Raw genomic sequence first — 20697 nt, 5'->3', positions numbered from 1 at the left:
CGTGAGCACCTGAGCTCATAGAATGACAACGCCAATTTTTGAAGTTCTATCTAAGTATACTCCTTAAATAATTTATCTAATTTACTATTTATCAAATAGCTAATATGTCCGCCTTTTACTTCTATAAGTTTAGAGTTTTTTAATAATTTTTGCAAAGATAAAATGGAAGATTTAGGCACTATTTGATCATCTTCCGCTGCTACTATATATACAGGGCAATCGATTAAACTCGGATCAATAATAAAATTAGACCTCTTCGGCAACTCTACTTCTAGAGGTAATTTGTACGTCGATCCGGTACTCGCATCCTCACGTATGTTTATATACGATGCGGTGCTGCGTTCCGTGTCTCCTCCAAATTCCTTTCTATAAGCGAATTTCTGAAGAGATCTATTATCGATTTGCCATTTAAGATTTATAAACATATTTTTATCCAATATATTTTGTATGATTTGATTATACACACCTTTAGATATATTGTTTCCTGACGTAAGCCAATGTTCTATTCTAAATGCTAATTCTTGCTCCTGATCAGAAGTGATAGAGCAGAATTTTTTTAATTTAGCATTGAAATAGTTAGGAAATAACAGAAAAAATAAAATTTGAATATGAATCTTAGGAATTGTCGGTAAATTTTCTATGCCACTATCTAGTTTTAAACATCGATGCAACATTCTTATATAAAAAAAATGAGAAAAATCCCACGGGCAGGTAAGTAAAGTCAGAGTTTTTATAAATTTAGGTATAAGTACATTTGTAGCTATCGCAAGGTTACCGCCGATACAATGACCTATGCAATTAATGTCTTTAATTTTCAAACTATCTATTACTTCAATGATTTTATGCACATAGTCGTCTAGTAAATATTTAGGTTCCTCAATCTCTAGCCAATCTATTAAATAAACTTCACCGTAGTTTCTCAAATTTTCAATAAAATTTTTGCCACGAGCTAGAAAAAATATTTCCGGTGAGTTGAAGATAGATGGGATGATTAGGAACTTATGCTTGTCATCCATGTCTCTGTTTATGTCATTCCCGCGAAAGCGGGAACACATCTTGTGATTATCTCTAGATTCACGCTTTCGTGGGAATGACAAGGATGGCATTGAGGATGATGCCGAGTAATACAACACCCTATAATACTCTGTTTGCATTACTATTTTAGCGTATTCTAAATATTTATTACCTAGCTTATGTGCCTTTGTATAATTATCATAAAGTTCAAAATATTCCTGTAGTTTATTACTATCGAGCATTGCGAGTATTTTATTTTATGACTAAATTATTGACAAAAGAATAAACATATTATATAAGCTCAGCACCGTCAAAGTACAACAAACAGTATACCATCTCTCAGATGATATCTGTAGATATATTTTCATAAAATCTGAGGTTATGTGTGCTGTATAATTAATGATTGTAAAGTACACAGAACATAAAGTACTTAAGTTTTTTTTTTGTCCTTAGGGATTTATAATGCTGAGTACCTCATCACGATCGTTTAAAAGCAAATTCAGAGCGGCATTTTGGCCTGTGCATAATTACGAACTCGGAAAGTTTATTCCGATGAGTGCCTTAATGTTTTGTATTTTATTTAATCAAAATGTTTTACGAATCTTAAAAGATAGTATTTTAATTTCTGAGATTAGTGCAGAAATAGCAGGTTTTGCTAAAGTTTATTGTGTTACTCCTGCTGCTGCTTTATTCGTGATTATTTATGCTAAAATGATTAATCATCTTACTTTTGACAAGATCTTTTATTATTTAAGTGCATTTTTCATCGGCTTTTTTGTTTTATTTGCCTTTGTTATTTATCCTAATATTCATATTTTTCATGTACATCCAGATAATCTAGCTGACTGGATGGAACGCTATCCTCATTTTAAGTGGTATATATCATTAGTAGGTAATTGGGGTTATATAGTATATTATAGTCTTGCCGAGCTTTGGCCTAATATTTTTTACGTATTATTATTTTGGCAGTTTGCTAATGAACTTACTACCACCGAAGAAGCAAAAAGATTTTATACTCTCTTTTCGCTATTCGGCAACTCTTCTTTAATATTAGTCGGCTTTTTAATGATGAATCTATCATCGGAAGATACTATTATTAAGAAGTTTATGAGTATTTCGGATAGTAAAATCACTTTAGTTCAAGTATCCACGACAATGGTTGCTATCGTTTCTATTGTTTATTGTTTGTTAGTTAGATTTATTAGTAAGAACGTTTTTACTAACCCATTATTTTATGCCAAAGTAAAAAGCGGTAGATCAACTTCAGCACGGATAGGACTGATTAAAAGCTTTAAATATATTGCAAAATCAAAATATTTATGGCTACTTTTAATTTGTTCCGCAGCGTTCGGATTTGCTATTAACTTAGTCGAAGCCGTATGGAAAGCAAAAATTAAGGAATTATATCCGACTGTAAATACCTATGCTGAATTTAACAGTTTGTATATACTTTGGACAGGCGTTGCAATAATGGTTATGACCATCATCGGTAATAACGTTATGCGTATGCATAACTGGTTTGCAGCAGCAGTTATTTCACCAGTTATAATAATGGTGACCGGCATTTTGTTCTTTGTACTTATAGTATTTGATCAACAAATTTTATCATTATTTGATGGAGCAATTTTAATGTCACCTCTTGCTCTTGCCGTTTCGATCGGCGGTATTCAAAATATTTTAGCTAAAGGTACTAAATATTCTATATGGGATACTTCAAGAGAAATGTTATATATCCCTCTTGATGAGGAGCTTAAAACCAAAGGCAAAGCAGCGGTTGACGTAATAAGTGCAAAAGTTGGCAAATCCTCTAGCGGTCTTGTACAATCTATTATCTTTACCTTAGTTCCGACTGCTACTTTTACCTCAATCTCACCGATTCTAATGGTGGTATTTACTTTCGTATGCCTTGCTTGGATTTATGCAGTAAGGAAAATATATTTTGAATATCAAAAAATAGCATAATGATACTGATGTTGCCTACGTGATACGATTTTCTTGTCATTGTGAGCGACTGTAGGCGTTGTTGCGTGGATCGGTTGTTCTTCTGTCATCTAAGGACTTGATCGCGGGATCCAGGAAAAATAGACAAATAATATACGCTACAAGTTGTTTTTTCAGATACCGTGGTCAAATAAAGGTATGACACCGAGCGTATTTTTGCAATCTGTGCAATAAGGCTGCGACTGTAAGGAGCGTGCAATCTCATTAATTGGGTTTGGATGCGTCATTTTTGGGTTTTGTGGTAAGCTTCCTTGTTCTTGCTACGGAATGAAAAAATTCTAGATAATGGCATTTGATTTATATTCTATTAAAAATGCCGTTATAGGGAAATAATTTATATTTAACAAGCAGGATAGTTAATTTTCATAAACTTTGCTATCATTTTATTAACGGAACGTTCTAGCTCAATATCTAATTTTGAATAATCAGAAAAGCTAAACCATTTAAGTTCATTCGATTCGTTATTTTTTATAAAATTAGCGTTATTTACTGTTTTGAGTAAGAATCGTACATCATAGTGATAATGAGCAGGCTCCTTATGAGTGTGCGGAATATAATGTGCGTCTATATCAAAAATTTTTATTTATTGTTTTAATCTAATTAATTCCTGATTCTTCTATAGCTTCTTTAACACGCTACATTTAATATATTACTATTTCCATCACAATGATCGCCTAGTTGAAGCCATTTATCAAGCTCTTTATGGTGTATAAATAAAAATTTAGTTTTATCATTATTAAGTAAAAAAGCCGAAGCAGTGAAATGTCCTATTTATAAATCTCGGCTAAAATGGTTTGCATACTCATTTAAAAATTCAAGCATTTTTGTTTTTGTAACAATTTCTTCAGGATATATACTACTGTAATTTTGTAGTTTAATATCTAATATGCCGATTTGGGATGAACAATCAATCGCCTTTAGTCGAATGTAAGATATAATGAAGTTGCCTTGGCGACGAATTTATAAAGAGATATGAGAAGTTATAGAAAAAAATAGCCATATCCAGTATGATTTAAAAGTACACAATATGTGGGTACCAAAGTATAGCAAGAGTGTATTAACGTGAAAGGTAGCGAAGAGAGATCTAGAGATTTATTTAGGAGTATTTGTATGGAACATGAAGTACAGATAATTTCAGGCAAAGTAGCTTGTGATCATGTTCATATGTTTATCTAGTATAGACCGCAAATAACACCTAGCAAACTTGTGCAGTATTGAAAATGCAGTAGCTCAAGAATATTATTGCAAGAATTTGCTTATTTGAGAAAGCAGTATTGGGGCAATCATTTTTGGGCTAGAGGTTATATGGCAGTTAATTTAGGTAATATTACTGATGAAATGATACAGCAGTATATTGATGAGCAAGAAGGTGAAACTATTAATGATGACCTATTTCTAATCGATTACACTTCTATTTATAACATCTTAGCTTATAGCTGAGAGTTGTTTAGTTTATGCATAACGATCATTTCTTATATATAGAGAATTCGGTATTGAACGCAATTTTTCTGCTAAGTCAAATGAAAATAACATCATAAAATTATATTTTACCATGTTTCTTGGTAATTATTATTGACAATTAGTGAATATTTAGTTATACGCTATGGCTCTAGAATTTAATATTAATTAATAGGTTGATATTTATGCTTAAGGAAATAATCAATGATACAGTAAACGATAATACAACACTCTTGGTACGGTAAGCTTGCAGTAGTAGAGAGCATGTGCTTGGAACATTAGCTGCAATTAAGGTAGGAGAAGTCTGTTATAATTATTATATTGGAACAAATACCCAAGAAGAAGGATTAATTGGAGCAGTAGAATACAATACTGAAACATAATAACAAAACATTTTTAATGAACTTAGAGTATCAACCACTCTAAATTCATATTTATTTAAAATCAAATCTTATCGCTATGCAAACCGTTTTTTAGTCTAATTTTGACTTGTTTTAAAGAACGAGGAGTTGCATCCGTAACTTCAATTTCAATATTTTCTGAAATATCTATTCTAGTACCGATAACCGGAACACTACTGACTCTAGTCAATACAAGTCCTCCTATTGTATCAAACTCATCATCATCATTTTTTAGCTTTTCTCCTATTATTTCTTCAAGCACTTCTACTTCAACACGTGCATTTGAAATAATTGTTGAGTTATTAATAACCTTGAAATTATCGCTATCTAATTGCTGATCATGCTCATCATCAATGCGTCCTACTATTTCTTCTATAAGATCTTCAATAGTAACTAAACCGTCAGTACCGCCATACTCATCAACAACTATTGCAATATGTGTTCTCTCGCGACGCATTTTTGCTAGCAAATCTAATAATTTCATAGAAGGAGCTGCAATTATATGCTTACGTATAAGTTTTTTTAAACGACCATTTTGCTTTGTAGCCAATGCTTTAAACAAATCTTTGATATGAATGAACCCTACTACATTGTCCAAAGTACCGTCATATATAAGAGTGCGTGTATGTGGGACTTCTAACTTAATAGACTCACTTAATTCTGCTAGATTCGCAGTTAATTTTATTGCCACAATATCAGAACGCGGTACCATTATATCTTCAATAGTTTTATCTTCTAGCTCCAATAAATTAGCTAAAATATTACGCTCGTCTAGGGTCATTTTTTGGATATTAATTTTAAGGCGTTTGATGACACCAAAAAAATTATCAGGCGTTTTTGTTGTTCTAAAAAAATTTTTTATCGGAGAGAATAATTTTCGTACAGTAAAAATTAAATTATTATTTTGATTTTTTTTACTAGAATCTTCTTTTTTTGAAGATTTTAACATAAAGTTTTTTATTTAGTTAATAAGGGGAAGAAATACCGAAATATGATAATATTTCAATTTCTAGATTTTCCATAATGTGTGCTTCTGTGTCATTTTGATGATCAAATCCAATTAAATGTAAAATACTATGTATTAAAAGATGAATAAAATGATTCTCAAAAGTTTTTTGCTGCTCGCACGATTCATTATATATTACCTCATAACAAAATGCTACATCACCTAAGTGCATATAATCAGAGTCGCCTAAAAATTCAAGTTTAGAATATAAATCCTGCCAATTTAATTCATTACTTGGAAAAGCAAGAACGTTAGTAGCCTTTTCTATATTACGAAATTGTTTGTTTAAGGTCAATATTTCTGCAGTATTTGTTAGTAACATTGATAATTCAAATTGTTTTATTTTACTAAAATTATTAAACCGCAATAAAATATTTTGAGTTATTTTTTGGATTAAACTCTTATTTATCTGCTTATGCTCACGCCATTTGTCGTAATTTTTTATGATTTCTACGTTTATCATTGTACCAAGTATTGAATAAATTATCTTTATAGACTTAGCTGTAATTTAATGGCATATTCCAAAAGCTGCATATCTTCATTAGAGATAACATTAATTTTAGATTTTAACCTTAATTTGCTTACTGTCATGACTTGATCAGCCATGGCTTTAGCTTTTTTACCACCTATCATTATATAAGCTTCACAAGGATAGCATTTATCAATATTACTAGTTAAAGGTATTATTTGCACACGATTTAATGAAGCATTTGAGTAATTGTTGCTAACGATTATTGCTTGTCTTACTTTAGTTACTTCACCGCCTAACGATGGATTAAAATCTACCAACCATACTTCACATCTTTTCATACAAATCATTGTCTATTAATCCTTCTACCCACTCATTGGTTTGTTCTTCAGCTTTTGTATCTTTAGCCATAGCTTTGTAAGCAACTCCCAGCTCCTCATTAATTACATAAGGTCTTACAAGTTGTTCAATAAATTTACTAATTTTGCGTGCACCTATTACAGAATACAGTCTATAATACACCGTTTCATCTATAGTAATTGTTAATTTCTTCTGCATAAAACAATCCTCATACACGTATATAATACGCATAGTATCATATAATAAAAATTAATCAATATTAGGGTTATTTACTCTAGAGGTATTGCTAGAAAGCGTTAATATTGTCATGAGTTAAACAACTAAAAGGAAGTAGCAATCTCAGGACTTTGGTACTACTTGCTTGATGAGATTGCCACGTCGATGCTACTACGCTTCTTCTCGTAATGACGGTTCGAGTATCCATACAACAACACCTGTTAAGCCACTGTATGACGCTGTTGGTAATTCTCTTTTAATTTTTGAAAATCCTCATCGGCATGGTATGAAGAACGGGTTAGCGGGGTTGACGAAACCATCAAGAATCCTTTTGTTTTTGCTATTCGCCCTAAATATTGAAACTCTTCAGGAGTAACATATTTTGCGACCTCGGCATGATTTTTAGTAGGTTGCAGATACTGTCCGATAGTGAGGAAATCAACTTGTGCTTCCCTTAAATCATCCATAACCTGTACTACTTCATTTATTTCTTCGCCAAGTCCTACCATCATACCTGATTTTGTAAAAATTTCAGGAGATAATTTTTTGATATTGTGAAGTAAGCTTAAAGAATTATAATATCTAGCTCCAGGTCTAATCGTTTTATATAAAGACGGTACTGTTTCGACATTATGATTAAATACGTCAGGCTTTGAATTGGCTATTATTTCAGCTGCTCCTTCTTTTCTTAAAAAATCGGGTGTTAGAATCTCGATAGTAGTATTTGTCGAGGATTTTCTAATTTCATTAATACACTCCGCAAAATGTGAAGCTCCACCGTCTTCAAGGTCATCACGATCGACGGAAGTAATTACTACATGTTTAAGATTTAACTTTTGTACAGCCTCTGCTAACCTTTGCGGTTCGTGCGGATCAAGTAAATCAGGTCTACCAGTTTTGACATTACAAAACATACAGGCTCTAGTACAAACCGAACCTAAAATAATCATGGTTGCATGTTTTTTCGACCAACACTCACCGATATTAGGACAAGCAGCTTCTTCGCACACAGTATTTAAACTCAGATTCTTTATTAAATCTTTTGTATTATAATACTCTGCAGAATTAGGAGCTTTAACCTTTATCCAATCCGGTTTTTTATTTAAATTAGTCATAAAACGGAAATAATTTAATTAGTTTTGTTACTTTATGTAGCACTTGCTGTTCAGCTTTAGTATTATCTTTATTATTCTTTAGACCATCTAAAATATCTGCTACCATATGACCGACTGATACGAAATCCTGTTCTTTAAAGCCTCTAGTAGTACATGCGGGAGTACCAAGGCGAATACCTGAAGTGATAAAAGGCGAAGTTTCATCAAACGGGATAGCATTCTTATTACATGTAATCCCTGCGTTATCTAAAGAATTAGCAGCAAGCTTTCCGGTAATTCCGTTTTTACGCAAATCCACTAAAACAATATGATTATCTGTTCCGCCTGTTAATATATCATATCCTCTTTCTTGCAAGCTACTTGCTAAAGCTTTAGCGTTACTTATTATCTGCTTAATATAGCTTTTATATTCAGGCTGCAAGCTTTCTAAAAAAGCTACTGCTTTTGCGGCGACTATATGCATTAACGGACCACCTTGTAATCCTGGAAATAATGCAGAATTTATTTTTTTGCCTATCTCTTCATCGTCAGATAAGACTAAACCACCCCTTGGTCCCCTAAGCGTTTTGTGAGTAGTGGAGGTAACAACATGAGCATAAGAAATAGGGCTTTGATGCTCACCTGTGGCAACAAGCCCTGCAATATGAGCAATATCTGCCATGAAATATGCTCCGACTTTATCCGCAATTTCTCTAAATCTTGTAAAATCAATATTACGAGGATAAGCAGAAAAGCCAGCTATAAGTAGTTTTGGCTTATGTAAAACTGCTAACCTCTCAATCTCATCATAATCGATTAAATAAGTTTTTTTATTTACGCCATAAGAAACGGCGTTAAACCATTTACCGGACATATTAGGGGATGCACCGTGCGTTAGATGCCCACCGCTATCTAATGACATACCAAGAATTGTATCGCCCGGCTGTAATAAAGTAAGATATACAGCTTGATTTGCTTGTGAGCCTGAATGAGGTTGCACATTTGCATATTTGCAGTTAAATAATTTTTTTACTCTCTCTATAGCTAAATTTTCAGCTTTATCTACTTCCTCACAACCGTTATAAAAACGTTTACCGGAATACCCTTCTGCATATTTATTAGTCAGAATCGACCCTTGAGCTTCAAGTACTGCGGGACTTACGAAATTCTCTGATGCAATAAGCTCGATTACGCTACTTTGACGTAACTTTTCATGTTTTATTATTTCATTAATTTCTTTATCCGTTTCATGCAAATTATTATTAAAAATATTCATTAATTATCCCATATTTATATTGGTTTTACATTTTCATACAACTCGTGCAATCTACTATTTCTGAACCTGAACTTATTTCCATGATTATGCCATGTTCTAGCATCAAAATCTACAACAATATCCCCAATTGCAACTGTTCCTATAAATTTATTTAACGAAAATCCTGAAAGTGTCATGATTTTAGAATATAAGAAAAATTCTTTCTCTGATACCTAATAAATCTTCAATAGTGTTTCCAAGCCCACCATGATTTCCATACCTACTATTTTCTATACATCCCATAGATTTAATTTCAAGTCATTTAGCAATTAAAGATTCTTTTGTATAAATAGGAATATTCATTTTATTAATATTGTTAATTTGTCAAGTTGATCATTAATGCTTGCTTGTGCTTGTTGTACATACTCTTGAGAAATTTCTATATCTATATAATCTCAATTTAATTTTTGAGCAGCTATTGCTGTTGTTACAGAACCTATAAATGGATCTAAGACTATTTTTGCATTAGTAGAAGATATAATTCTTTTAATTAGTGCATTTGGAAACGGTCTAGGATGATCATTATTCATTTCTTAAGTAAATGCCCATACATCACCATATGCATTTGCTTTAGGAGATAATTTAAAATATTAAATAAATGACTTCAGACGTAGGTAGAAAATAACCAGGATTAAAATTTATCCCTCCTTTGCGTTGTCATATAACAATTTGCCTTACAGGAAAACCTGATATTATATCTTGACGATCTTGTAGAATTCCTTTTTGTACTCTCCATTTATGGTTATAGAAAATAGCTCCATCATTTGATATTATCTTCAGCATTTCAGCTAAGCATTCTCTTTGCCAACTGACATATTAATCATGCGGCATACAATCGGAGTGGTTTTATAACCATTAAGTAAAGCTGCATTTGACCATTTACTACCACATGCGTCTTTCATACCATTACCCGTAGAACTCTTTAAATTATATTGTGTAGAAGTTACAATCAAATCAATAGAATTATTGGTGATTTTATCCATTACTTCTAAACAATCACCACAAATAATCTTAGTTTATAAAGTATTAAGGCAATAACATAGTTTAATTTTTATACACAAAATCTATAAAATTAATCGCAATCTCAAGCCCCCGTCCATCTATTGAGTGAGCAAGAGAAGTTAATTTATGCACGCTATGCTCTATATGGAGCTTAGATAAATAGTTTGACGCATTATACATCGCACTAACACCAACTACCTCATCTAATTCCCCATGAATCAAGCATATAGGGGTAAGCGTATTATTAACTTCCATAGGTGGAATTAATGCACCCGAAAAACCTATAGTACAAAAAAACGACTCTTTTTGAACTAGTGTTAAATATAACCCTACCATTGTACCTTGAGAAAAGCCGATAATGATAGTATCTTTGTTGGTTAGATGTAACTCTTCCTGCTTTTGCTTTATTATATCTTCAATCTTAGAAATATTATTTGCAATTAGCTTTGCCATAATATGCGGGCTGCGTGCTTGCAAACTAAACCATTGTCTACCATAAGGCATCATATCATAAGCCTCGATACCATGTGGGGAAATAAAATGACAATTGGGTAAATCATTTTTGATATAAGGGACTAATCCTATTAAATCATGTCCGTCCGAGCCGACGCCGTGCAGTAACACTACTAGCTGCTTTGCCGGCTGCTCTTTACTTTCTACTTCGGGATATTCTAAATATTTGTTCATGTTTTTTACAAAATTGTTATGTTTTAGATGTCATTACCGCGAAAGCGGGAATCCAGCGTAAGGCTTCCCGCTTTCGCGGTAATGACATCAAAGAGTCGCAGTATGACATCCTTACTCTCTTAATATCTTCTCAAGTTCGCCATTATTGTATAGTTCTGTTGCAATGTCACAGCCGCCGACTAATGCCCCTTTAATGTATAATTGTGGGAATGTTGGCCAATCGCTAAATTTTTTTAAATCTTCACGAAATTCCGGATTAACAAATACATTAATATCACGAAACTCTACACCTAATTTATTCAAAATAGCTACTACTTTAGCAGAAAAGCCACACATTGGAGCTTCCTGAGTACCTTTCATGAACAGCACTACTTTATTATTTTTTAGTGCATTTTCTATAAATTCAAAATTTTTATTTTCTAGCATTTTAAGACTCAATAATTTATTTTCTAGAATACACTTTCTATAGCAATATATGCAAGCACAAATAGTTAATAAAATTCTTGAAATTTTTAGTCAGAATAATCCAAATCCGAAAACTGAATTAATATATAAGAATGATTTTACCTTATTAGTAGCAGTAATATTATCTGCTCAAGCCACCGATATATCAGTAAATTTAGCAACTAAATCTTTATTTGAAGCTTACGATACACCGGAAAAAATTCTAGAACTCGGTGAAGAAGGACTTAAAAAATATATAAAATCTATCGGACTATTTAACAGCAAAGCAAAAAATATTATCGCATTATGTAAAATATTGATAAGCAATTATCAAGCTTCAGTACCAAATGACTTTCAGGAATTAGTTAAACTACCAGGCGTTGGTAGAAAAACTGCCAATGTTGTACAAAACTGCTTATTCGGTATGCCGACAATGGCAGTTGATACGCATGTTTTTAGAGTAGCCAAAAGGATTGGACTTGCTAAAGGTAATAGTCCTGAAATAGTAGAGAAAGAGCTACTGCAAATTATCGATGGAAAATGGCTAACTCACGCCCATCACTGGCTAATTCTGCATGGTAGATATATTTGCAAAGCTAGAAAACCAGATTGTGACATATGCCCTATTAAAGATGATTGTGAGTATTATATTAATAAACTCACAGTAAATGAAATAGATATACGAAGATCAACTTCAAAAAGAGCAAGGAGTCTATAAGTCGAGGAACTGGGCCTATACTTAATACGTGAGTACCGCAGATCTTATAAGACGATGTAGCCAATTTTTGAAGCTCTATATGAGTATACATTTTAAGTTGACAAGTTTTTGTTTACTTCATAATATCCAGTCTCAATTTGATAAAGGTAAATTTATGCGTTCAGCATTTATAACTTCTATATTTGTAGCTGTAGCTTTCTTAACAAGTGCATGTAATACAATGCAAGGAGCTGGTCAAGATATGCAAGCGGAAGGTAAAAAACTTGAGGATTCAGCAAAAAGCAATAAGAGTACAAAAGGTTGTGGATGTTCTCACAGCTCAGCTAACTAATTTGTAATAGGTCGTCTGATATATCACAGGCGACCTTTTATTTTTCTACCTTATCAATTTCTGCTTTTAGTTTTTCTATTTCCTATGTAGTTAACCCTTTAGAATCTGCTATTATATTTATATCTATATTTTTAAATAACAAGTTCTTTGCTATTTCTATATTTCTTTCAGCCCTTCCTTTCTCTTCCATCTTTTTAAAAGCCACGGCTTCAATTCTAAGCCATTCTCTACGATTCTCATACTCTTCTCTTTCTGCATCACTTAAATTTATTACTTCAAGTATTGTTAATGCTTGTTTTAGCTCATTATTATCTAGCTCTTTTGGTACATTATCGTTATTTAATAAATCATTACGTGTTAAAAATGCTAGCCATATATCTAAAGCGTTTTTAACTGTCTTAACGACATCCGATAACTCTTCTTTAGGGTTCTTAGCAAATTTATTAAGCTCTATAGTATGTAGTTCTCTATCTTTGAAATATATTAAACCACTATTTTTTTGCTGAACTGAAAAGCATTATGATCATTATCAGTATTCATAATACTTATAAAATTAAGTATTTTGTCTAATAATATAAAGTGCGTGTATCCGCGTAATACGCTCCATCTGTCACTTGTATTTCAATATTAAATATTTTACTACTTTAACTCTTGTCTTTTCTATTAAGGATAGACAGCTTATCTGTCCAAAAATTCTTCGGGTTATATGGATTAAGCAGCGTTACTTCTGCCACATGATCTTCTTCGCTTACTATCGCATTAATAAGCGAGATCAACAAATCCCTATTACTCTTCTACTCTAAAGATTTGTTAAAGGCCAAATCGCCTCTCGTATTAACTTTATACATATTATACTACTAAATTTTATCTTTGTTCTTTAAATTTACCATATTCTAAGGTAAATTCTACTATAAATTTATACTAGGCTTCTTTGGAAATTCGTTTATAGGGAGGAATTTGAAGGAAACACAGAACGCAGCACTGCATCGTATATAGACATACGTTAGGATTCGAGGAGTACCGGATCGACGTACAAATTACCTCTAGAAGTAGAGTTTCAGAAGAAGTATATTAAGTTTTTTGGTTGTTCACCAATCTATATATTTCTTTCTTACTATAAACGGCTTTGAATTTATCATAAGCAAGTTCGGTAGTGGTTTTGCTACTTAAGTTTTTACTTAAGCAAAGTTCTATCAATTTTTCTAAATTGATTTGTTGGTTTTGTTCTTGTAAAATTCCTGAAATCAACAATACTATCTCACCTTTTAAAATATTGTTTTGATAGAACTCTATTATTTCATCTATATCCCCTGTTTTTATTTCCTGATACAGTTTAGTTAACTCACGAGCTACACATATTTCTCGGTTTCCTAGTATTTTTTTAGCTACCGATAAGGTGTTTATCAAACGAGGAGCAGTTTCAAAAAAAATCAATGTAGCCTTAAGATTTACTAATTCATAAAAAATCTTTTGCTTACTTTCTGTAGTTTTAGGTAAAAACCCGTGAAATAAAAATCGATCAGTAGGCAGAGTCGATAAAGTTAGAGCAGTAATCAGTGCAGATACCCCTGGTACTACGTCTACATGACAATTAAGACTACGCAACCCTTTAACTAACTTATAGCCAGGATCGGAAATTAAAGGAGTTCCTGCATCAGAAATTAAGCTTATTATATTGCCAGATTTTATTAAACTTATAATATTTTCTCTATCTTTCTCGTCACTATGATCATTATAAATTTGTAATTTAGTATGAATATCATGTTTTGCTAGCAATTTTTGGGATATTCTAGTATCCTCACATAAGATAATATCTGAGTTTTTTAGAGTCGATATAGCACGAAGCGTTATATCTTCAAAATTGCCTATTGGCGTTGAAACAATATATAATCCCGATTTTAAAATCATAGTTTTTTAATTTTAAGTAATATTATGGCTAGTATAAAACATAAACTACGAATCGTTCTATCATTTTTTTTCTTGATATATTTAACATCCTGTCAAACTCTGAAAGAAGAACCTATAAGTTTGTCTAAAAACGAACAAAAAGAAATTGAGATTGCAATTTTAATGCCAAATCAGGGTCCTGATAGTGTTGTTGGGAAACAATATACAGATTTAATTAAAATGGGACTTAACGACGGAGTCAAAGCTTATATACATGTTACTTCTTACGACGGTTCAGACGAACAAAACGTTTTAGACGCTATGGATAAAATAGTAGCACGTAAAACTAAGATTATTTTAGGGCCTCTATATTCTAACTTTACCTCTCTAATAGCCAAAAAAGCAAAAGCTAATGATATTATTATTATAACTATGTCAAATAACCCGGCTCTTGCAGAAGAAAAATTATTTGTATTCGGTCATGCTCCTTTAAAACAACTGATACGTATTATCAATTATTACGCAAGTAACGACCATAAAGATTTTATGGCATTATTGCCTAAAGGGAAGCATTCGCAAACTATTAGTCAAGTAATGCAAAATATATTAATTCAGAAAAATGCATCATTATCACGCACCGAATTCTATGAGGATAATCCTGAATCTATAGCAAAAGCAGCAAGAAATATTTCAGACAATACCGATATTATAAATGAACGTAGTGACACAACAAAATCGGTTATTTATCTATCAGATGATCCAAAAAATTTAAACCTACTTGCCGATAGCATTCGTAAATATAATTTAGATAAAAAATCCATTTTAATCGGTGATAATCGTATTGATATCGATTACCCTGAAAATATCGATATTAGCTTTACCGGTTCTTTAAATTTACTCAATAGCAACGTTCCGGATAGGGCAAAAGACTTAGGTATTAACCATATGGGTTTCATGCATCTTCTTTCTTATGATTTAGGACGTATGACTGCACACTATATAGGCAATGAATTTGCATCTGAAAGGTTTTTAAATAGAATGAACAGTAGACAACCTTATATAGGTTTATCCGGTAATATTCATTTCATCAATGGATTAGCACAGAGACGGTATGACATTATTAGGAAAGAGAATGGTGTATATTCTACTGTTTCAAGGGATTAGGGCATTTTCATCTGTCATCCCGTGGCTTGACCACTGGATCCAAAACCAACTTAACATACTAACAATTTTAGTATTTTTAATTGGACCACGTCGTCAAGCCACGGGGTGACACTAAAGATCAATTATTTATTTTTATCATTATCACTACCGTCGTCTTGCATGCCGTTTTTAAAGGCTTTAAGACCTTTAGCTAAATCGGACATAACTTGAGGTAATTTACCGGCACCAAATAATACAAAAATAATTAACAACACTATTAATAAATGGCTAAAGCTCATTCCCATGATATTTTTGCTGTATCAGTTAAAATTTTATTATATAAATGTATTATAGCTCTAATCTAGAATAAAATAATTAAAGCAATGTTTACTAAAAAACAATTTTCAGAATTTTTTGCTACTTTTCTTTATATAGGAAAAATGAAATACTGTCCAGGTACTTTTGGATCGATTGCCGCTTTCCCTCTAACTTACTTCTTAATATATTTTATTGTTAATAATAAAATAATTATTCTTTTCTCAAATCTTACTCTCGGTGAAGCTCAACTTGTTAGTATATTTATTATAAGCTTTAGCCTATGTTTGATACTCTTAATACTCGGTACTTATTTTACTAAAATATATTTAAATTATACAAATTCAAACGACCCAAAAGAAGTGGTAATTGATGAAGTAGTAGGGCAAATGCTTACTATCATTTTAGTATTTTTTTCTGCTTTATTTGCTAACGAATCGCATTTAATTAAATATTTTAGTCCGCTAACAATAAATATTATATTACTTTTCATATTACCTTTTTGTCTATTCCGGTTTTTTGATATAGTAAAGCCATGGCCTATTAATTGGTTTGACAAAAATATTAAGGGCAGTATCGGCGTTATGCTTGATGATTTGTTAGCCGCAATATTTGCTGCGGTAACTCAATACGCAATTATATTCGTATTAATAGATAATGTTGGTAAGTGAAAGGGCAGTATACGAAGCTCAACTTCAACAAGAGTAAGGAATCTACAAGACGAGGAACGGCAGCAGGTACTTAATACGTGAGCACACTAGTTCTTGTAAGATGACGTGGCTAATTTTTCAAGGTCATCGAGTATAACATAATATTATCATTGACTAATTGCTAATATAATAATATGATACGAAAAATGTTTATTAATTTTTAAAGAGATAGTTTTCATGTTCGCAGTTATAAAAGCAGGTGGAAAACAATATAAAGTAGACAGAAATAGTATTATTAAAGTCGAAAAAATTGATGGAGAACTTGGGTCTAAAATTCAGTTTGATCAAATTTTAATGATTGGCGAATACTCAAAGCCTTCCTTTATTGGTACTCCAATAGTTAAAGGAGCTGTGGTTACGGCTGAAATTACTAACCAACTTAAAGATAATAAAATTATAGTCTTTAAGAAAAAGCGTAGAAAAAACTATCGTCGTAAAGCCGGTCATCGTCAAGAACTGACGGAATTAAAAATATTAGATATTACCAAACAATAATAATAAGTTAAAAGGAATTATAAAATGGCAACCAAAAAAGCCGGTGGTAGTTCTAGGAACGGAAGAGACTCGGCAGGTCGAAGGCTGGGAGTTAAAAAATCTGATGGACAATATGTAATACCCGGTAATATTATAGTCAGACAACGCGGCACAACAATTCATCCTGGAACGAATGTAGGACTTGGTAAAGATCATACAATATTTGCTTTGATAGAAGGTAGAGTAGAATTTTTAACTAAGCGAAATCATAAAATTGTTAATGTTAAAGAAATTACAAATGCCTAAGATGCCATCTGTAAATAAACTTTAATTATTAATTAAAGTTTATTTACAGATGGACTTTGAGAGTGTTATAGTTTGATCTGCTAGTATTACATGGAACAAAAAATGCTTTTATGGCATTGTTGTGTAGGTACATAGGTGTCAACTTAATGCTCTATGTCATTTATGTCTACGCAGGAATGACATAGAGTAAGAGTGTTTTGTTAATCCACTAATAATACTCATAAATAGTCTCCCTTTAGTTATGGCCTTAATAATTCAAAAGTTTGGTGGTACTTCCGTTGCAAATATTGATAGAATAAAACAAATCGTCTCTATCATTAAAGCCGCAATAGCTAAAAATAACCAAGTAATTGTAGTAGTTTCGGCTATGGCGGGTGTTACTAATCAACTTGTCACATTATGTAATGAAGTATCAAGCCTTAACAGTATTTCTCAATTTGCAGAATATGATGTGGCACTTTCTAGCGGTGAAATAGTCACAGCATCATTACTAGCACTAGCTCTTCAAGAAAAAGATATAAAGGCACGATCATTCCTAGCTTGGCAATTACCGATTCTCACCAATAATAATCATAGTAAATCTGTAGTAGAATCAGTTACTACAGATTTACTAAAAAAATGTTTACAGTTAAATATCGTCCCTATAATAGCCGGTTTTCAAGGAATTAACAAATCCAATAGGTTAACCACTTTGGGCAGAGGAGGATCCGATACTACTGCCGCTTTAATCGCTGCAGCTATGAAAGCCGATAGATGTGATATTTATACCGATGTAGAGGGAATATTTACTGCTGATCCAAGAATTATTCCAAATGCAAAGAGAATAAAAGAAATAGATTTTTTAGAAATGTTAGAACTAGCATCAAGTGGAGCAAAAGTATTACACCCTAGAGCTGTAGAGCTGGTCATGCGGTATAAAATAGATATGTGTGTTCTTTCAACATTTTCACCGAATAAAGAAGGTACGTTAATTACTTCAAAGGATAAAAATATGGAGAATGGCATTATTAACAGCATTACTTCTAATAAAAATTTATTAAAAATATCTGTAAAGAGTATTTCTTTAAGTTTTTTGCAAGTTGCAAATATTATTACACAAAATAATAATCATATTGAATTTATGCAAGAGGTAAATAATAATGAAGAATATAGTTTTATTGCAAGTTTAACCGATAAAAATAATTTACAAGCTTTACTTACTAATTTAAAAAATGATAAGCAGATACAAGATTTTACTTTTGATGCAGAAATTGCTACAATCTCTCTTATTGGTTATGGGATTAAAAATGATTGTAAAGTACTTGAAACTATATTATCAAAGTTAACGAAAGATAATATAAATGTTAACATGATACAATTATCAGAAGTTAAAATTACCTTATTAATAAATGATCAAGATGTAGAAAAAACAATTTTTAATTTATATAATCTTTTTAAAATATCTTAGATTCTGCATCTAAAATTTAATTTATATCTTAAGTTATTTGATGTTAAAATTATAAGATTTTGAAAATGCATGGTTTCTATTTCATAAAATTTTATAATTTGTGACAACAAAAGTTTAAATAGATTTAAATTTCATATATCAGACCTAAATACTTAATGAAATAGCTTAAATTTATTATTTTCATTATAATTATCTTCTCTTTACTATTTATTAGTTATATATTAATAAATAAGCCTGACAGGCTATCTATGAAGTTATTTTAAAGCTCATTAAATTCTTTTTTGCTATTAAATCTCTTTAATTATAAATTAAAATAACTTCATAGATATCCTCTTAAAAATCATAAATGCTTATCATTAAAAAATTATTTTAATTCTCAATTTTTAGGAATAAAGTTTACAGGAAAAAATAATGAGCGAAGATATAATGTCAAAAGAAAAATTGAATCAGATTAACGATATATCAGAAACAAATAAAGATGGTCCAGAAGAAATTAGAAATAATTTTAAAAAATTTGTACTGAATATATTAGAAACAGAGAATATAACCCCGTATAAGTTAAGTGAAAGAACAGGTACCCATGAAACAGCGTGGAAAAATTTCCTAGATGGTCGTACAAAAATGCTTGATATGGGAGCAATTGTTGCTCTTGCCGATTATAAAAATGTTTCGCTAGATGAAGTAATAGGAAGAGATATCAATAAAGAAAAAAAGATAACGGTAGAAATGAAACAAACTCCGGAAATATCCGCAGCCATAACGAAACTATCAAAAGACATACTGCAAGAAGCCATGCTGATAGGAGAAAAAACTAGAGGATTTATGCATAAACCGACAACTAAAGAAACAAAATCTTTTGCTAAACAAGTTAAAAACTCTAATAAACCGAAAGGAAGGTATATCTAAATAAAAATATTTTTTCAATATTGATCCTAATATCAAACCTAAAACCTTATTTGATATTCTAAAATGGAAAATAACTTCAAAACGACCACAATGCCCTACAACACTGCCAATTTACTTCCATTTATATTACACCCACAAAAAATAACTGATAATGAGACTATAAGGATATTCTATATAGGGCATGTAACTTTTTTAATTCAAATAGACGGTTTAAAGATCTTAACCGATCCGGTATGGTATGAGCGGGTTAGTTCTTGTACTTTTGCAGGACCAAAAATAGTAGTAAAGCTTGGTATTAATTTTACCGATTTACCCAAAATAGATATTATAGTAGTAAGGCATAATCATTATGAGCACTTAGATATCAGAATAATTAAAGATTTATGGATAATGGCTAAGCCTAAGGATTATTACACCGCTCATTAATGATGTAATAATCAAAAAACATATTAGCGATGCAGAAATTATTACCTTGGGATGGGGAGCATCATATAAAGCACAAAATATTGATCTAGAACCGGCACAGCACTGGTCTGTAAGAGGAATATTTGATAAAAATCAAGCATTATGTGGAACTTTTATCATTAAAACTAAAATAGGAGATATTGGTTTTATAGGTGATTCGGGTTATATCGATACTCTTTTTAAAGAGATCGGAAAAAACATAATATTTTTAATAAGCCTTATTTCGATAGGTGCTTATGAACCAAGATGGTTTATGAAATAGGTACATATGAATCATGAATAAGCAGTATTTACTCATTTGAACTTAGGCTCTAAATATTCTATAGCTAGTCATTTTAACGTATTTCAATTAGCTGATGAAGCTCTAATTCGGCTCCTTTAGAACTACTGCAAGCTATATGCAAAAACACAATATTGGTAAAAATAAGTTTATTATTCCTGCAATAGATGAAGTTTTCCTATTTGATTAAAGGATATAAAATAATTATTGTGCCATAATAAACTTAATACCTAAATCTAAGTTTTGCC

27 protein-coding genes and 5 pseudogenes are annotated in these 20697 nt (G+C 31.5%); 13 read left to right on the top strand and 19 right to left on the bottom strand.

The window, feature by feature from the left end; translation table 11 throughout:
- Positions 1-50: 50 nt before the first annotated feature.
- Positions 51-1256, bottom strand: a complete 1206-nt coding sequence (locus tag A1C_RS05185) for a palindromic element RPE1 domain-containing protein (RefSeq protein ID WP_041816793.1) — start codon at positions 1254-1256, stop codon at positions 51-53.
- 220 nt (positions 1257-1476) lie between these two features.
- On the opposite strand from A1C_RS05185, the gene tlc5 reads away from it, so the two are divergent.
- Complete coding sequence (gene tlc5, locus A1C_RS05180; protein ID WP_041816792.1) at positions 1477-2976, top strand: GTP/GDP exchange transporter Tlc5; 1500 nt, start codon at positions 1477-1479, stop codon at positions 2974-2976.
- Between the two features lie 379 nt (positions 2977-3355).
- On the opposite strand, the pseudogene A1C_RS08885 reads toward tlc5, so the two are convergent.
- A pseudogene (locus A1C_RS08885) lies at positions 3356-3726 on the bottom strand (NUDIX hydrolase).
- Between the two features lie 261 nt (positions 3727-3987).
- Between A1C_RS08885 and tnpA the strand changes: the two are divergent.
- Positions 3988-4455, top strand: a pseudogene (tnpA, locus tag A1C_RS07275) (IS200/IS605 family transposase).
- Between the two features lie 462 nt (positions 4456-4917).
- Here tnpA and tlyC read toward each other — a convergent pair.
- From tlyC to grxD, 12 genes and pseudogenes are all read right to left on the bottom strand, one after another.
- On the bottom strand, positions 4918-5823 hold the full coding sequence (gene tlyC, locus A1C_RS05170) for a hemolysin C (RefSeq protein ID WP_012150023.1): 906 nt from the start codon (positions 5821-5823) through the stop codon (positions 4918-4920).
- A 16-nt stretch (positions 5824-5839) separates the two neighbouring features.
- The gene (gene ybeY / locus A1C_RS05165; RefSeq protein ID WP_012150022.1) at positions 5840-6343 is read right to left on the bottom strand and encodes an rRNA maturation RNase YbeY; all 504 of its coding nucleotides are present in this window, start codon (positions 6341-6343) and stop codon (positions 5840-5842) included.
- 26 nt (positions 6344-6369) lie between these two features.
- Positions 6370-6690 (bottom strand): type II toxin-antitoxin system PemK/MazF family toxin, encoded by a 321-nt coding sequence (locus A1C_RS05160; RefSeq protein ID WP_012150021.1) that lies wholly within the window; start codon positions 6688-6690, stop codon positions 6370-6372.
- The gene (locus tag A1C_RS05155; RefSeq protein ID WP_012150020.1) at positions 6677-6907 is read right to left on the bottom strand and encodes a hypothetical protein; all 231 of its coding nucleotides are present in this window, start codon (positions 6905-6907) and stop codon (positions 6677-6679) included. Before A1C_RS05155 ends, A1C_RS05160 begins: the two co-directional genes overlap by 14 nt.
- A gap of 239 nt (positions 6908-7146) precedes the next feature.
- Positions 7147-8040: a lipoyl synthase gene (lipA, locus tag A1C_RS05150; RefSeq protein WP_012150019.1), complete on the bottom strand. Its 894-nt coding sequence runs from the start codon at positions 8038-8040 to the stop codon at positions 7147-7149.
- The gene (gene glyA / locus A1C_RS05145) at positions 8033-9295 is read right to left on the bottom strand and encodes a serine hydroxymethyltransferase (protein WP_012150018.1); all 1263 of its coding nucleotides are present in this window, start codon (positions 9293-9295) and stop codon (positions 8033-8035) included. Before glyA ends, lipA begins: the two co-directional genes overlap by 8 nt.
- Positions 9296-9309: 14 nt before the next feature.
- A pseudogene (locus A1C_RS09615) lies at positions 9310-9489 on the bottom strand (MvaI/BcnI family restriction endonuclease); the annotation flags it as partial.
- A gap of 240 nt (positions 9490-9729) precedes the next feature.
- Complete coding sequence (locus A1C_RS08240; protein ID WP_012150016.1) at positions 9730-9864, bottom strand: DNA methyltransferase; 135 nt, start codon at positions 9862-9864, stop codon at positions 9730-9732.
- A 127-nt stretch (positions 9865-9991) separates the two neighbouring features.
- Positions 9992-10117: a hypothetical protein gene (locus tag A1C_RS09140; protein WP_012150015.1), complete on the bottom strand. Its 126-nt coding sequence runs from the start codon at positions 10115-10117 to the stop codon at positions 9992-9994.
- A 5-nt stretch (positions 10118-10122) separates the two neighbouring features.
- A complete protein-coding gene (locus A1C_RS05135) occupies positions 10123-10317 on the bottom strand; it encodes a hypothetical protein (RefSeq protein ID WP_012150014.1) in 195 nt (64 codons plus the stop codon).
- Between the two features lie 61 nt (positions 10318-10378).
- Positions 10379-11023 (bottom strand): dienelactone hydrolase family protein, encoded by a 645-nt coding sequence (locus tag A1C_RS05130; protein ID WP_012150013.1) that lies wholly within the window; start codon positions 11021-11023, stop codon positions 10379-10381.
- 111 nt (positions 11024-11134) lie between these two features.
- A complete protein-coding gene (grxD, locus tag A1C_RS05125) occupies positions 11135-11449 on the bottom strand; it encodes a Grx4 family monothiol glutaredoxin (RefSeq protein ID WP_012150012.1) in 315 nt (104 codons plus the stop codon).
- 49 nt (positions 11450-11498) lie between these two features.
- Here grxD and nth point away from each other — a divergent pair, with 49 nt between their 5' ends.
- Complete coding sequence (gene nth, locus A1C_RS05120; RefSeq protein ID WP_012150011.1) at positions 11499-12185, top strand: endonuclease III; 687 nt, start codon at positions 11499-11501, stop codon at positions 12183-12185.
- A 154-nt stretch (positions 12186-12339) separates the two neighbouring features.
- Positions 12340-12516 carry an entericidin A/B family lipoprotein gene (locus A1C_RS05115; protein WP_041816862.1) on the top strand — a complete coding sequence of 59 codons (177 nt, stop codon included), beginning with the start codon at positions 12340-12342 and terminating at the stop codon, positions 12514-12516.
- Between the two features lie 82 nt (positions 12517-12598).
- On the opposite strand, the gene A1C_RS09135 is transcribed toward A1C_RS05115, so the two are convergent.
- The 3 genes and pseudogenes from A1C_RS09135 to A1C_RS07875 all read right to left on the bottom strand — a co-directional run bounded on the left by A1C_RS09135 (position 12599) and on the right by A1C_RS07875 (position 13250).
- Entirely contained in the window at positions 12599-12721 is a 123-nt protein-coding gene (locus A1C_RS09135; RefSeq protein WP_269479056.1) for a hypothetical protein, read from the bottom strand.
- Between the two features lie 75 nt (positions 12722-12796).
- A pseudogene (locus A1C_RS08880) lies at positions 12797-12970 on the bottom strand (Rpn family recombination-promoting nuclease/putative transposase); the annotation flags it as partial.
- A 190-nt stretch (positions 12971-13160) separates the two neighbouring features.
- A complete protein-coding gene (locus tag A1C_RS07875; protein WP_012150008.1) occupies positions 13161-13250 on the bottom strand; it encodes a hypothetical protein in 90 nt (29 codons plus the stop codon).
- Between the two features lie 183 nt (positions 13251-13433).
- Between A1C_RS07875 and A1C_RS09610 the strand changes: the two are divergent.
- Positions 13434-13586, top strand: a pseudogene (locus A1C_RS09610) (palindromic element RPE1 domain-containing protein); the annotation flags it as partial.
- A gap of 1 nt (position 13587) precedes the next feature.
- Here A1C_RS09610 and rsmI read toward each other — a convergent pair.
- The gene (rsmI, locus tag A1C_RS05110) at positions 13588-14424 is read right to left on the bottom strand and encodes a 16S rRNA (cytidine(1402)-2'-O)-methyltransferase (protein WP_012150007.1); all 837 of its coding nucleotides are present in this window, start codon (positions 14422-14424) and stop codon (positions 13588-13590) included.
- A 24-nt stretch (positions 14425-14448) separates the two neighbouring features.
- On the opposite strand from rsmI, the gene A1C_RS05105 reads away from it, so the two are divergent.
- Positions 14449-15567, top strand: coding sequence for a penicillin-binding protein activator (locus A1C_RS05105; protein ID WP_041816791.1), 1119 nt, complete (start codon positions 14449-14451; stop codon positions 15565-15567).
- 122 nt (positions 15568-15689) lie between these two features.
- Here the strand turns inward: A1C_RS05105 and tatA are convergent, their stop codons facing one another.
- Positions 15690-15851 (bottom strand): twin-arginine translocase TatA, encoded by a 162-nt coding sequence (gene tatA, locus A1C_RS05100; RefSeq protein WP_012150005.1) that lies wholly within the window; start codon positions 15849-15851, stop codon positions 15690-15692.
- Positions 15852-15929: 78 nt separating this feature from the next.
- Here tatA and A1C_RS05095 point away from each other — a divergent pair, with 78 nt between their 5' ends.
- From A1C_RS05095 to A1C_RS09600, 7 genes are all read left to right on the top strand, one after another.
- Positions 15930-16532 carry a phosphatidylglycerophosphatase A family protein gene (locus A1C_RS05095; protein WP_012150004.1) on the top strand — a complete coding sequence of 201 codons (603 nt, stop codon included), beginning with the start codon at positions 15930-15932 and terminating at the stop codon, positions 16530-16532.
- 216 nt (positions 16533-16748) lie between these two features.
- The gene (gene rplU / locus A1C_RS05090) at positions 16749-17066 is read left to right on the top strand and encodes a 50S ribosomal protein L21 (RefSeq protein WP_004997480.1); all 318 of its coding nucleotides are present in this window, start codon (positions 16749-16751) and stop codon (positions 17064-17066) included.
- 24 nt (positions 17067-17090) lie between these two features.
- Positions 17091-17351 carry a 50S ribosomal protein L27 gene (gene rpmA, locus A1C_RS05085; RefSeq protein ID WP_012150003.1) on the top strand — a complete coding sequence of 87 codons (261 nt, stop codon included), beginning with the start codon at positions 17091-17093 and terminating at the stop codon, positions 17349-17351.
- A gap of 241 nt (positions 17352-17592) precedes the next feature.
- Entirely contained in the window at positions 17593-18798 is a 1206-nt protein-coding gene (locus A1C_RS05080; RefSeq protein WP_012150002.1) for an aspartate kinase, read from the top strand.
- A 411-nt stretch (positions 18799-19209) separates the two neighbouring features.
- Positions 19210-19704, top strand: a complete 495-nt coding sequence (locus tag A1C_RS05075; RefSeq protein ID WP_012150001.1) for a helix-turn-helix domain-containing protein — start codon at positions 19210-19212, stop codon at positions 19702-19704.
- A gap of 90 nt (positions 19705-19794) precedes the next feature.
- Complete coding sequence (locus tag A1C_RS09605) at positions 19795-20130, top strand: MBL fold metallo-hydrolase (protein WP_012150000.1); 336 nt, start codon at positions 19795-19797, stop codon at positions 20128-20130.
- A gap of 46 nt (positions 20131-20176) precedes the next feature.
- A complete protein-coding gene (locus tag A1C_RS09600; protein ID WP_012149999.1) occupies positions 20177-20431 on the top strand; it encodes an MBL fold metallo-hydrolase in 255 nt (84 codons plus the stop codon).
- The last annotated feature ends 266 nt before the right edge of the window (positions 20432-20697 follow it).

It is taken from the genome of Rickettsia akari str. Hartford (genome assembly GCF_000018205.1).
GTDB lineage: Bacteria > Pseudomonadota > Alphaproteobacteria > Rickettsiales > Rickettsiaceae > Rickettsia > Rickettsia akari.
Note: the sequence above shows the minus strand (reverse complement) of the source record. Positions and strands in the feature narration are given on the sequence as shown.